Origin of the sequence: Rhizobium sp. 16-488-2b (genome assembly GCF_017741815.1) — a bacterium.
GTDB lineage: Bacteria > Pseudomonadota > Alphaproteobacteria > Rhizobiales > Rhizobiaceae > Rhizobium.
This window is the reverse complement of the sequence record NZ_JAGHMF010000047.1, coordinates 1-11,969: the sequence shown is the minus strand read 5'-3', so window position 1 is coordinate 11,969 and position 11,969 is coordinate 1. Positions and strand designations below refer to the sequence as shown.

At 58.0% G+C, this 11,969-nt stretch carries 14 protein-coding genes; 12 read left to right on the top strand and 2 right to left on the bottom strand.

Features of this window, described 5'->3' with window-relative positions; translation table 11 throughout:
• Positions 1 to 211 precede the first annotated feature (211 nt).
• Positions 212 to 445 carry a hypothetical protein gene (locus J5286_RS30890; RefSeq protein ID WP_209193772.1) on the bottom strand — a complete coding sequence of 78 codons (234 nt, stop codon included), beginning with the start codon at positions 443 to 445 and terminating at the stop codon, positions 212 to 214.
• 441 nt (positions 446 to 886) lie between these two features.
• Between J5286_RS30890 and J5286_RS30885 the strand changes: the two genes are divergently transcribed.
• The 9 genes from J5286_RS30885 (at position 887) to J5286_RS30845 (ending at position 6,594) form a co-directional block, all read left to right on the top strand.
• On the top strand, positions 887 to 1,663 hold the full coding sequence (locus J5286_RS30885) for an alpha/beta fold hydrolase (RefSeq protein WP_209193771.1): 777 nt from the start codon (positions 887 to 889) through the stop codon (positions 1,661 to 1,663).
• 445 nt (positions 1,664 to 2,108) lie between these two features.
• Positions 2,109 to 2,441 (top strand): SH3-like domain-containing protein, encoded by a 333-nt coding sequence (locus J5286_RS30880; protein WP_209193770.1) that lies wholly within the window; start codon positions 2,109 to 2,111, stop codon positions 2,439 to 2,441.
• On the top strand, positions 2,438 to 3,112 hold the full coding sequence (locus J5286_RS30875) for a nitrile hydratase subunit alpha (RefSeq protein WP_209193769.1): 675 nt from the start codon (positions 2,438 to 2,440) through the stop codon (positions 3,110 to 3,112). Before J5286_RS30880 ends, J5286_RS30875 begins: the two co-directional genes overlap by 4 nt.
• Positions 3,109 to 3,459 carry a nitrile hydratase gene (locus J5286_RS30870; protein ID WP_449090071.1) on the top strand — a complete coding sequence of 117 codons (351 nt, stop codon included), beginning with the start codon at positions 3,109 to 3,111 and terminating at the stop codon, positions 3,457 to 3,459. Before J5286_RS30875 ends, J5286_RS30870 begins: the two co-directional genes overlap by 4 nt.
• Complete coding sequence (locus tag J5286_RS30865) at positions 3,452 to 4,219, top strand: aquaporin (protein ID WP_209193768.1); 768 nt, start codon at positions 3,452 to 3,454, stop codon at positions 4,217 to 4,219. The genes J5286_RS30870 and J5286_RS30865 overlap by 8 nt, the downstream gene beginning before the upstream one ends.
• Complete coding sequence (locus J5286_RS30860; RefSeq protein WP_209193767.1) at positions 4,206 to 4,610, top strand: DUF302 domain-containing protein; 405 nt, start codon at positions 4,206 to 4,208, stop codon at positions 4,608 to 4,610. The genes J5286_RS30865 and J5286_RS30860 overlap by 14 nt, the downstream gene beginning before the upstream one ends.
• 17 nt (positions 4,611 to 4,627) lie before the next feature.
• Positions 4,628 to 4,807, top strand: coding sequence for a CbtB domain-containing protein (locus J5286_RS30855; protein ID WP_209193766.1), 180 nt, complete (start codon positions 4,628 to 4,630; stop codon positions 4,805 to 4,807).
• A gap of 10 nt (positions 4,808 to 4,817) precedes the next feature.
• Positions 4,818 to 5,507 carry a CbtA family protein gene (locus J5286_RS30850; protein ID WP_209193765.1) on the top strand — a complete coding sequence of 230 codons (690 nt, stop codon included), beginning with the start codon at positions 4,818 to 4,820 and terminating at the stop codon, positions 5,505 to 5,507.
• A 685-nt stretch (positions 5,508 to 6,192) separates the two neighbouring features.
• On the top strand, positions 6,193 to 6,594 hold the full coding sequence (locus J5286_RS30845) for a hypothetical protein (protein WP_209193764.1): 402 nt from the start codon (positions 6,193 to 6,195) through the stop codon (positions 6,592 to 6,594).
• Positions 6,595 to 7,248: 654 nt separating this feature from the next.
• Here the strand turns inward: J5286_RS30845 and J5286_RS30840 are convergent.
• A complete protein-coding gene (locus J5286_RS30840) occupies positions 7,249 to 7,767 on the bottom strand; it encodes a Dps family protein (RefSeq protein WP_209193763.1) in 519 nt (172 codons plus the stop codon).
• 249 nt (positions 7,768 to 8,016) lie between these two features.
• On the opposite strand from J5286_RS30840, the gene J5286_RS30835 reads away from it, so the two are divergent.
• The 3 genes from J5286_RS30835 to istA form a co-directional block, all read left to right on the top strand.
• Positions 8,017 to 9,546 carry an aldehyde dehydrogenase (NADP(+)) gene (locus tag J5286_RS30835; protein WP_209193762.1) on the top strand — a complete coding sequence of 510 codons (1,530 nt, stop codon included), beginning with the start codon at positions 8,017 to 8,019 and terminating at the stop codon, positions 9,544 to 9,546.
• 346 nt (positions 9,547 to 9,892) lie between these two features.
• On the top strand, positions 9,893 to 10,435 hold the full coding sequence (locus J5286_RS30830) for a nucleotidyltransferase family protein (RefSeq protein WP_245206695.1): 543 nt from the start codon (positions 9,893 to 9,895) through the stop codon (positions 10,433 to 10,435).
• A gap of 96 nt (positions 10,436 to 10,531) precedes the next feature.
• Positions 10,532 to 11,969, top strand: a 1,438-nt coding sequence (gene istA, locus J5286_RS30825) for an IS21 family transposase (RefSeq protein ID WP_209193761.1), incomplete at its 3' end; no start/stop codon positions are given.

Sequence of the window (11,969 nt, the reverse complement as noted above, 5' to 3'; positions counted from 1 at the left end):
CATCCTTGCTCCCAACGTTGGCTTTGACCAGTGCGTCGAGAGGCGAGACTGTCGCATCTCTAACTGGCCCAACTGTCGCATTACTAAATAGCCGCTACAACGTTATATCACATAATATAATTTATGGAACTGCATTGGCCAATGGCGATTTGATCACCAGATGTCTAAGTCCGGGTTTGTGTAATCGAAACCTGCTTCGACCACGCGTGACTCAAGCGGATTGCAACGCACCACAGCGATAGTAGCCGCTCGCGGCAATCGAGCAGAACGGCAGCCAGCCGATGTTTTCCACCGGGCGGATGGAGCCGAGATTGATCTTGCCGCTCTCCGGGTCGCGGGCGATCTTCTGAAGGAATGTCCGCAGCATACCCATTGTGGCCGGATAGGTTCCGATCGGGACCTGTCTGATGAAGCTGCCGCCGGCAGCCCGCGCAGCGTGGCCCAAGCTCGAACCCGTTTAGGATCCTAAGACAGCGATTATCAAAGGTTTCCATTGAGCGTACGGACAGTTTAACAAAGGCCCGTGGCGCTCCCTACCGGGGGGATTGTGGGTGGTTTAACGCCCGCAATTGACTTCGACTCTCGTTTCCTCAGGTTGGCTCCTTTCTCTGGCCATGTGGATGTCGAACCCTCAAGTTCAGGGCCCTGACAGGTGTCAACGCAATGATTGACGCGTTTCCGCTTGCGAACGCGGCCAAAATATATGCCAAGGTGATGTCCGGAACTCATTTCCGCATTTGATTTTGACGTGTTGGACCCGCCGACAGCGCCTTAGAATATAGCCGCCCGCTTCGAGCACTCGATTATACAAGCCGCAGGTCCTGAATATTGAGACCACTTCTTTATCGACGTCGTTCGACGTCCGAAAAACGCACAAGGAGTTACCATGCGCAAACTTACCCTGCTCGCCCTGCTGTCAATGACAGCGCTCGGAGTACCCGCATACGCACATTCTGCAGACAAGCCGACGGTTGTTCTTGTCCACGGGGCATTCGCCGACGGCTCCAGCTGGAACGGCGTTGTCGCCAAATTGGAGAAAGACGGTTATCCCGTCGTTGCCGTCGCCAATCCACTTCGTAGTGTTACGGGGGATGCCGACTATATCCGGCGCATCGTGGACAGCCTCAACAGGAATGTCGTCCTTGTCGGCCATTCTTATGGCGGGGCCGTTATCACCCAAGCAGCTGCCGGCTCGAAATCCGTGAAGTCTCTCGTCTACGTTTCAGCTTTCGCGCCGGACGCCGGAGAGTCCGCTCTCGATCTGACAGGGAAGTTCCCCGGCAGCACGCTGCCACCGACGCTCGCCGCGCCGGTCGCTCTCGAGAATAATGGCAAAGACCTTTACATCGACCAGGCGAAATTTCCGGAACAGTTTGCAGCCGACGTTCCGCGTTCGGAAGCCAAGCTGATGGCTGCGACCCAGCGTCCGGTCACGCAAGCCGCCTTGGAAGACAAGGCGAAGGACGTCGCATGGAAGGAAATCCCGTCTTGGTTCATCTTCGGCGACGCGGACAAGAACATCCCGCCAAAGGCGATCGGCTGGATGGCCGAGCGCGCCCACTCCAAGGAGACTGTCGTCGTCAAGGGCGCATCGCACGTCGTCATGGTTTCGCACCCTGATAAGGTGGCTAAAATCATAGAAGATGCTGCCAACGCTGAATGAAATGGCGGGTCGGCGGAGTCTTGGAAGCCGCTGGCCCACCACTCGTCGCTTGCGTGCGGGTTGCGCCCATTTGGTCCCTCCAAACAAAACTCTGCTGGCCGCGCACAGAGGGAGCGTCTTGATAAAGCCTCCACGTCGGTCGTTATGTGATCGACGTCGTTCGGCGTTGTGCTGCCAGTGGGGCGGACCCGGCACTGCTGACGACGACTACTAGAGCGGCACTTCCGCTTTAGCACGCGAACGGTGAGACTTCCCGCCGGGTGGCGTGGCCACCATCCCTCTGTGACCTAAAAAGGCGCGGGCGGAATATTCTTTTGCGATCCGGCTGGCGTCGGAGCTGGGATTTCACCCATTTAAACTAAGCCAGCACCGCGGCTGCTGAATTTTACAATATCGTTCGGAGCAACGACCTCAGTTTGGGCCATCCAAATGAAGGAGCGTTGAAATGACTTCACAGTCGATAGCGCAATCCGTCGTACCCGCCCTCGGAGAAGTCCCCGACTTCCAGGTAGGCGACCAGGTACGGACGGCTGTGCGCTTTCCGATCGGCCACTACCGACTTCCCACCTACCTCCGCGGGAAGACCGGGGTTGTCGAGCGCATCATCCCTACGATGGGCGTCGACAACGAGGAGGAAGGCTATGGCCGAAATGCCGGATCGAAAGGTCATTACTACCGCATCGCGATCCCCATGACCGAAATCTGGGCCCAGTACAAAGGCCAGGCCACCGACGGCCTGCGGATCGAAGTCTTTGAAACCTGGCTGGAGAGGATTTGACCTTGCACGAAGACAATCACGGTCACGACCACGATCATCACGATCACGACCATTCTCACCCGCACGAGGAAATCTCCATCACGGAGCTCCCCGGCTATTATGACATGCTGGAAACCGCAGTCCGCGAGTTGCTCGTCGAGCGCAAGCTCTTCGGCGCAGACGAAATCCGCAGACAGATCGAAGTCCTCGATTCCCGCACGCCCGCACTCGGTGCGAAGGTCGTTGCGCGAGCCTGGGTCGATGACGAGTTTCGTAAGCGTCTTCTTGAGGACGGGCGAAAGGGCTGCGAGGAACTTGGCATCACCTTCTACGACGATACCCAGTTGATCGTTCTGGAGAACACGGCCGAGGTTCACAACCTTATCGTCTGCACGCTGTGCTCGTGCTACCCGCGGCCCGTCCTTGGCCTGCCGCCGGATTGGTACAAGCTCAAGCCGTATCGTGCCCGTGCGGTTTACGAACCCCGTGCCGTCCTCGAAGAATTCGGCACCCACATTCCTGATGACGTCGAGATCGTGGTCAGCGACTCCACAGCGATGGTTCGCTACCTCGTACTGCCTATGCGCCCGACGGGAACGGAGAATTTGTCAGAGGAAGAACTTGCCGCGCTGGTGACGCGCGACGCGATGATCGGCGTAATCCCGGTCGAATATCGGAAAAGGGCTGCATGATGTCCAGCGAAGGTCTCGTAAAGAAACTCCCCAACGACATCGGTGGGGACGCCAGCGGCAAAATCGAACGCGTCGAACACGAGCTTCTGCCTTGGGAGAAGCGCTGCCACGCGCTGGCGGACGTCCTCGATTTCCACAAGATCATCAATACCGAGGAGAAGCGCCGCGGCGTCGAGGCGCTTGGCTCGGAGATGATCGGAAAGCTTTCCTACTACGAGCGCTGGATCGTTGCTTTCGCGAACATCCTGTTTCAGAAGGGCATCCTGACGCCGAGCGACATCGCCGCAAAAATGGCCCAAGTCGAGGCGCAGGCAAAAAGCCAGTTGCAAGGCCAACGCAATGGCTGAGACCACGGCGACGCGCGAAGCCGCATGCTTTTTCGAGGTCGATGGGGCGATACCCGTCCTCCAACGTTCGTTCGTCGAGGCAGTCGGCACTTGCCTGCTGACAATTGCGATGGTGGGCTCCGGTTTCGCCGTCGAGCAAAAACTCGCGGGAGAGCCAATCGCGGCATCGCTCGTTATCGCGATCTCGATCGCCGGTTCGCTGGCGGGACTGATCATCGCCCTCGGAAAGGTTTCAGGGGGCCACTACAACCCCCTGATCACCCTCGGGCAATGGCTTCGAGGCGAACGCCCTACCGTTTGTACGATCTCGTATATCGCTGCCCAAGTCGCCGGTGGGGTCCTTGGCGCGATCATCTCGACAACGATGTTCGGTGCGGCAGCCAGCCCCGATATAGGAACTACACCCTCACTCGGCCCTGTGGTCAGCGAGGTCGTCGCTTCGGCGGGCTTGCTTACGATCGTCATTGGCTGCGGGCGCAGTGGTAAATGGGATACCGGTCCGTTCGCCGTTGCTGCTTGGTTGGTTGCGGCCATTTTAGCGACGCCGTCGACATCCTTTGCCAATCCTGCAGTCACTATCGCTGCAGCGTTTGCAGGCGGTCCGGTGTCGCTGAGCATAGCAACCGCAGCTGCTTTCGTCGTAGCTCAGATCGTCGGGTTGCTCGTAGCGCTCGGGATAACCAAAATTGCATTCGAGGAGCGCGGGACGCATCCCGCCAACGTGGCTCAGCTTCGAGGTCGGTCGAATGATCAAGCCTGAGGGAATGACTGTCCTGGAGACCCTGCTGCCGCCGCGTGAAGCGATTGAGCGATTTCGCTCGGCGGTGGAGGCATCAGGCATGAAGGTGTTCGCTCTCATCGACTTCGCCGCAGATGCGAGGAATGCCGGGTTAACCATGGGAGATGCAGTTCTGCTCGTCTTCGGCAATCCGAGAGTGGGAACCCTTCTGCTCATCGACGCGCCGCACGCGGGGATCGATTTGCCGCTCAAGGCGCTTGCCTGGACCCATCAAGGCAAACAATGGCTGTCCTACAACGAGCCCGCATACATCGCGCGCCGGCACGGCCTCTCGATGGCCGGGCCGATCCAAAAGATGTCTGACGCGCTCAAACACGCCGCGACAGCAGTCCTCGGCAACGAAGTATCCTAATAAACAAAGGAACTGATATGACAACGATCACTGAACCAAAATTCGCCCATGCAAGCACTCCCGCGAAGGCTCTCGCGCTACTCATGCTCGGCTTGTTGGGTATGTTTCTTGTCGGCGGCGTTGGCTTTGCTGGAACTCCGGCAATCCACGACGCCGCCCACGATGTCCGTCACACCCTCAGTTTCCCTTGCCATTGAGGTCGGAATCATGGCGTATCTTCAGAAGCTCTTTTTCGCGGCGGTGCTTGCAGGTGTCCTCGGTGGCTTTTTCGCGTCGGCGCTCAACATCCCAGTGGCCGTGCCGATGATCCTTCAGGCGGAGGTGTACGAGCATACCGCCGAGCACGCTCAAGCGGGCGAAAACGGGGCACACGAGCACCCTGAAATGTCGGCATTTGCACGAAATACACTAACTGCCATCGGTACGACCCTGGCCTATGTCGGCTTCGCGTTCATGATGACCGTCCTTGCCGAACTCAACGGTAGCTTGATGTCTTGGAGGTCAGGCCTTGCGTGGGGTGCTGCCGGCTACCTCGTCTTCAGTCTTGTTCCCGCCCTCGGCCTTCCTCCGGAGCTTCCCGGAATGCCCGCCGCGGATCTCCTCCAGCGGCAGATTTGGTGGATCGCTTGCGCGGCTTGCACAGCTGGCGCGATCCTATCAGCCGCCAACTATCGGCACCCTTTAGCGCTCATTGCTGCGGCAGTTCTTGCGGCAATGCCATTCCTAATTGGCGCGCCAGGTGCCTCAGAAACGGAGGCTTTGGTGCCTATAGCTTTACACCATCAGTTCGTGATCTCAACGCTTGCGGCAAATCTCGGGGCATGGCTCGCAATGGGATTGTCCCTTGGGATAATGAGGTCTCCAAGACGTATGAAGTTGCTGGCCATCCGGAGCTAGCAAGCTTCAATATGTGGCAATTCCCTCGTGTCTATTACGGGGCCTTCCGGTCACCAAACCATCCGATGCTGTGACGCAATACGCCAGTCGGTGAGGCTAGTTAAGATGAACGAGCAGATATGCGCTTTTCTCAGCTTTAAGCGCAGCAATCAGACTAGCTTCGCGAGGCGTTCGAGTGATGCGCAGATTTTATGATGGCACAGCAGCAATGGGTGACATGCTCTCCGGGTTCCACAGCCCTGAGGAATGTTCCAGAATTAGGTAGCAACCGCCACCAGACTTCTTGCCGGTGAACACATAGGATCGCCGCGATCCTATGGAGTAATTTTGAATGCTCCTTGTCGTTGATGAACTGAAGAAAAAGCGGCAGAAACCGACCCTCGGATAAGCGAGATGCGGGCACAGACCAGCGTTCTGGAGCCGCAGGCTACATTCGACGAAGGCTGGATGATGTCAACAAGGATATCTCAGCTCTCTTCAAAAGGCGTCGACCGCCCATGGTTTCGTTCTGCGGACGCTCAGGGAAGCGGGTCTGCCGATTACGACCGCGGATTTCGCCTACTCTTCACCCGCGACAACGGACTGGGCGAAGACGACGCGAGAGTGCGCCTAAATCCGTGGCCACCTTTCTTGACAGATGTCGCCACGCATCCAATTATGTCCTCGAACAGGTGGAGATGATGACATGGACGCGAGGATACTCAAGCGGGTGCAGTTGGCCCGCCGCGTCAGCAGACAGGACATCATTGACAGCCTCGTGGAAACCATTGTCCAGATCGGGGGCGATCCTCTGACCGTCAGGAAGGCCAAAGATAAGCTGAGCGCGGTGCTCGGGAAAGCCCGAAACGGCGTTCCGCAAGTCATCGGCAATATCAAGAAGGCCGATGATATGGCGGTCGTCATCTCCGTCAAGGATCTTGCGGAACTCGTTACCGCAGTGCGGCAGCAGCAGAAGACCTTCGGGGAGGCGCTCGACACCATCGGCTTCAAGCCGTACTCCGGGGGTCGCATCATCGTCGGTCAGGGCCGCAAGCGCGAGCGCCTCCAGCGCAGCAGCAACGCCTCCGGCGCGAAGAGTGCTGTCTGACGCATGTTCTTGCTCTCGACGCAGGCGCTGATGGATATCATCTGCGAAAACCCCGACGTGACTGCGTGCATCGGCCCGGTGCCGGGCGCAGGACATCCATGCGAGCGTCGTATCGGTCGCTCACGTCCAGGCCGAGATCCTCTCGACGCCGATCGAGGAAGGCCGGGAGGTTATGGATCTCGCCCTCAGCGCGTTCGTGTCTTTCGCCCGCAGGAACAACACCCTCGAACTTTTCGATGATGGGGCGGGGCCGTATTCTCACGAATCGCCCAGCTCGACCTCCGGATCGATGACGACAAGAATCTCGGCGACATGTCCCGCATGGTCGCCGCTACGGCGATCGACCGCAACCTTGTGCTGATCGAGGGGGGCGCAGCCATATCATGGTCAGATCGACCGCCGTCGTGTCGAGGATCCATACAGATCAAGGCCGTAAGTCGACACCGCCAAACAGGTGGAGGCGCCTCAGCGGGGCATGGCTCCTTCCATATCCTTTCGCTTTCGGGCGGAGGATATGGGCTCCTAGCCTGGAAGAACCTTAAGGATCGCGAACGTCAACTCCGGCGGCTTTATAGAGCCGAAGATCAATGGCGATCCCAAGGTAGAAATGGAACCTTGGAAGCGCAGCCGCAATAGAACGGAGTCGGCGTCTGCTCAGCGATTAGTATCCCGCAGGATTTCGAAGAGAAACCATACGCGTTGCTCACCTTCGTCAATCCAATTTTCCAGAAGGCTGGCCGTTGCTATGTCAGCGTACTCGTCGCACGCGGCATGCAGGTTACGCAAGGCCGCAACTAGACCGGCATTGTCTTCACGTAATTCGGCGAGCATTTCATGAGGATGAACAAAATCGGCGTTGTTGTCGGCAATACGCTGGCGCGTTGCAATATCACCGATAGACCTAAGGGTGGGTTCACCGAGCTTGCGAACCCTTTCTGCAAGCGGGTCAGTCATCGCCAGCAACTGCTCGCCGTGCTCGTCAAGCATGAGATGGTGGTCGCGGAAACTCGCGCCGCTCATATGCCAATGAAAGTTCTTAGTCTTGAGATAGAGCGCGAACACATCGGCGAGCAGCGTCGTAGCAGCGGCAGAGATGTCCTTAACGGCATCCTCGGACAAGCCTGTCGGCGTCCTGAGGCTTGCCATACGGCGTAAGTGTAGCTGTTGGTCCATGTGAGGTTCCTTGCGTTTGCCACGGTCCCGAACCACAATATGCGTTCTGTCGGGCCGATCTGAGTACGCACGGACTATGCGAGCGTTGAGCGCGGAGATCTTGCAAATATCGTCTCCAAAAACCGATCGTCTTGCGTACGAGCGGAGCGGATCCGCCAATCACGTTCATATCAACGCTGATAGTAGACAATTAACTGAAGCGACGGTCGCGCAGACGATGTCGGCGTATTCGAAATCGGAGAATGACAAATGGCTATCAAGGGCGAACTTCTAATCGGCGGCAAGAGCTTCCCGGGTAAAGGAACGGCGTTCTTTGCCATCGAGCAGACGACCGGCAACCGCTTGGGTGGTGCCTTTCATGGAGCGACACCAGATAAGGTGGACGAGGCATTGGCATTGTCCTGGGAAGCCTTCGGGACCTATCGCGAAACAACGCTGGAGGAACGCGCTCTATTTCTTGAACGCATCGCTGAGAATATCCTCGATCTCGGAGACGAATTGGTGGACAGGGCCAGCGTAGAGACGGGGCTTCCTAAAGGCCGGATTGAAGGCGAACGGGCACGCACGGTTGGGCAATTGCAGCTTTTCGCGAAGGAGGTACGGAACGGTCGTTTTCAGGAGCTTAGGTTCGATCCCGCCGACCCCGAACGGAAGCCCACCGCCAAGCCTGATCTCAAGCTTCGCAACGTCCCGTTGGGACCCGTAGCCGTATTCGGGTCGTCGAATTTCCCGCTGGCCTTTTCTGTAGCAGGTGGTGACACGGCTTCTGCCCTGGCTGCCGGATGCCCGGTGATCGTCAAGGCTCATTCGGCCCACCCGGGCACTTCCGAGCTGATCGGAAGGGCCGTTCAAAAAGCCGTCGCCGATTCCATGTTGGCCCCGGGCGTATTCAGTTTGCTGTTTGACGCCGGGTTCGAGGTAGGCCAGGCGTTGGTCGCAGACAGTCGCGTCCGTGCGGTCGGATTCACGGGTTCCCGCCGCGGTGGTCTGGCTTTGCTCGATATTGCATCGCGCCGAAAGCAGCCGATCCCTGTTTACGCGGAAATGAGTAGCATAAACCCGGTGATTATTTTCCCGGCGGCTCTTGCGAACCGAGGGAAATTGATCGCGAAGGAGTTCATTAGTTCACTAACCCTTGGCGCTGGCCAATTCTGCACAAACCCGGGCTTGGTTCTTCTAGTGGAGGGAAAGGGTCTCGATGAGTTTCTAAGCGCAGCTGCAATCAGTATCGCAGAAGCGGCAGCCCAAACGATGCTGACCGCCGGGATCTGTGATGCTTTCCGACGTGGAACTGCAATGCTGGAGTCCAAGTCGAGCGTTCGGGTAGTAGGTCGAGGAAAACCTGGGACCACGCTCGAGGGCCAAGCGATGCTTTTCGCGGCCACAGGATCGGCATTGATTGAAGATGCCCAGCTTCAGGACGAAATCTTCGGTGCGGCCAGCCTTGTGGTCCGTTGCGCGAATCATGATGAACTTCAGCGCGTTCTCACCGCGCTGGAAGGTCAGTTGACGGTTGCCCTCCACATTGACCAAGACGACTTTGAGATAGCAAAACCGCTCATCCCGACCCTTGAACTGCTAGCGGGACGTCTGCTCGTGAACGGTTTCGGAACGGGTGTGGAGGTCTCGCCGGCCATGGTCCATGGTGGCCCTTATCCGGCGACGTCCGACGGTAGGTCCACCTCGGTCGGCACGATGGCGATCTATCGGTTCCTGCGGCCCGTTTCCTACCAGGATTTCCCTGCCTCGCTGACGCCGCCCGCTTTCAGCATACGATAGGGATGCCAACAGCGGCAAAAGCTTGTACGAAGAACCCTTTTGCCCGAAAAGGAATGACTTTAGCTTATCGACGATGGCCGCCCGAGGCGGCGCATATGCCGCGGCGCTGAAGTCCATTCACGCTGATCGAGGCACATGTTGTAGGCGCTGAGCAACTGCCTAATGGTGACGCCAAAGTGCCGGTCCTGGCGAGGGGAGAGATCGATACGGGACACAATTCGGCCGCTGGCTACCCACCCACAGTCAATCGTGTTTTCACCGTTCTTAGGCGACTCGCGACCGGAGTGTCCAATCAAGTCGCCAACCTCGGCGTTATGCGCGGACGAAAATCCTCGCTTAGAAGGAGTTGACGGATATTTTCGAGCAGCACCCAAAAGTCACTATCATCTTGCTGGCAGCAGGAAAGGCCAGTCGCTATGGAAGCGACGGGGACAATAAACTCCTCGCAGAGTTCGAGGGCGTTCCACTCGTGAGACGGACTGCCTTGCGCGCAAGCAAAAGCAATGCCAATTCCGTTATCGTAGTCGTTGGCTTTCAGGCCGCAGACATCATTTCGGTTCTTGCTGGCCTTCCAATCAACATAGCCACTAACCGCGATTTCCCACTTGGGATTTCCAGTTCGTTGATGGCTGGATTGACGATGCCGGAAGCTCGCTCTGCGGATGGCGTGTTGGTCATGCTGGCCGACATGCCTACGATTTCAACAGTGAATCTGAATTCGGTTATTGACGCATTTGCCGCTGACGACGGACGATCGATTGTCGTCGCTTCACACGGAGGCGTTCGCGGGAACCCGGTGATCATTCCAAAGTCGTTGTTTGGCGACCTGATGTCCCTCGAGGGCGACGTGGGGGCGCGAAATATCATTCGACATGTTGATTTGCACTGAGAGCTGACCCGGGATTGCGGGAAATTATCACTGAGATTTGACCCATGTTTCAATCATCCCTCGCGAGGTTTCAGCGGGGGCTCTGGAGTGATCGACATGGCGTTACTGAGCGTAATCCGACGCTGGCATTTTCGAGAGCATCTATCGATCCGGGAGATTTGCCGCAGGACCGGCCTGTCCCGGAATACGGTTCGCAAGTATCTGCGCCTGGATGGCGTAGAGCCGAAGTTCAAGGTTCCGGAGCGACCGAGCAAACTTGATCCATTCGCGGATCGGCTGTCGGCTTGGCTGAAGACGGAGTCCAAGAAGGGTCGCAAGCAAAAGCGCACCCTGAAGCAACTCCATGCCGACCTGGTGAGCCTTGGCTACGACGGTTCCTATTGCCGTGTTGCAGCCTTTGCCCGGGAATGGAAGGCAGACCGGCAGAGGGAATTCCAGACGACGGGGCGCGGCACGTTCGTGCCTTTAGCCTTTGAGCCAGGAGAAGCCTTCCAGTTCGACTGGTCGGAAGACTGGGCCATCATTGGCAATGAACGCACCAAGCTGCAGGTCGCACATACGAAGCTGAGCTACAGCCGCGCCTTCGTTGTTCGGGCCTATCTTCTGCAGACGCACGAGATGCTGTTCGATGCGCACAACCATGCATTCCGCGTGTTTGGCGGCATCCCCGGCCGCGGTATTTACGACAACATGCGTACCGCGATCGACAAGGTCGGCCGTGGCAAGGAGCGCGACGTCAATGTTCGCTTCCTGGCGATGGCCAGCCACTATGTGTTCGAGCCCGAGTTCTGCAATCCAGCTTCAGGCTGGGAGAAAGGACAGGTCGAGAAGAATGTGCAGGATGCGCGTCACCGCTTCTTCCAACCTGTTCCGCGCTTTCCATCGCTGGATGCCCTGAACGACTGGCTGGAGCTTCGATGCAAGGAATTCTGGGCAAAGACTCCGCATGGACAGATGCGTGGCACGATCGCCGACATCTGGGCGGAGGAAGCTTTGGCATTGATGCCTGTTACCCGCCCGTTCGACGGCTTTGTCGAGTATACGAAGCGGGTCACCCCGACCTGCCTCGTCCATCTGGAACGCAATCGCTACAGCGTCCCGGCGTCCTTCGCCAATCGACCAGTGAGCCTTCGCGTCTATCCCGATCGTATCGCCGTCGCAGCAGAGGGGCAGATCGTCTGTGAACATCGCCGTATCATCGACCGCTCTCACGATCGGCCAGGACAGACGATCTACGACTGGCGGCACTATCTGGCGGTGGTGCAGCGCAAGCCCGGCGCTCTTCGTAATGGCGCTCCATTCGTCGAGCTGCCGGACGCATTCCGGACCTTGCAGCAATATCTCCTGAAGAAGCCGGGTGGTGACCGCGAGATGGTCGACATCCTGGCGTTGGTCCTCCAGCACGACGAACAGGCCGTCCTCTCGGCCGTGGACATGGCGCTGAAGACAGGCGTTCCAACCAAGACCCATGTGCTGAACCTGCTGCATCGTCTTGTCGACGGTAAGTCCTTCACGCCACCGACCATCGACGCGC

Excerpts from the sequence above, each read along its gene's own strand:
- J5286_RS30845 (WP_209193764.1), top strand. The coding sequence starts at position 6,193 with ATGGACGCGAGGATACTCAAGCGGGTGCAGTTGGCCCGCCGCGTCAGC.
- J5286_RS30855 (WP_209193766.1), top strand. The coding sequence starts at position 4,628 with ATGACAACGATCACTGAACCAAAATTCGCCCATGCAAGCACTCCCGCG.
- J5286_RS30885 (WP_209193771.1), top strand. The coding sequence starts at position 887 with ATGCGCAAACTTACCCTGCTCGCCCTGCTGTCAATGACAGCGCTCGGA.
- J5286_RS30835 (WP_209193762.1), top strand. The coding sequence starts at position 8,017 with ATGGCTATCAAGGGCGAACTTCTAATCGGCGGCAAGAGCTTCCCGGGT.
- J5286_RS30840 (WP_209193763.1), bottom strand. The coding sequence starts at position 7,767 with ATGGACCAACAGCTACACTTACGCCGTATGGCAAGCCTCAGGACGCCG.
- J5286_RS30865 (WP_209193768.1), top strand. The coding sequence starts at position 3,452 with ATGGCTGAGACCACGGCGACGCGCGAAGCCGCATGCTTTTTCGAGGTC.
- J5286_RS30860 (WP_209193767.1), top strand. The coding sequence starts at position 4,206 with ATGATCAAGCCTGAGGGAATGACTGTCCTGGAGACCCTGCTGCCGCCG.
- J5286_RS30850 (WP_209193765.1), top strand. The coding sequence starts at position 4,818 with ATGGCGTATCTTCAGAAGCTCTTTTTCGCGGCGGTGCTTGCAGGTGTC.
- J5286_RS30870 (WP_449090071.1), top strand. The coding sequence starts at position 3,109 with ATGATGTCCAGCGAAGGTCTCGTAAAGAAACTCCCCAACGACATCGGT.
- J5286_RS30880 (WP_209193770.1), top strand. The coding sequence starts at position 2,109 with ATGACTTCACAGTCGATAGCGCAATCCGTCGTACCCGCCCTCGGAGAA.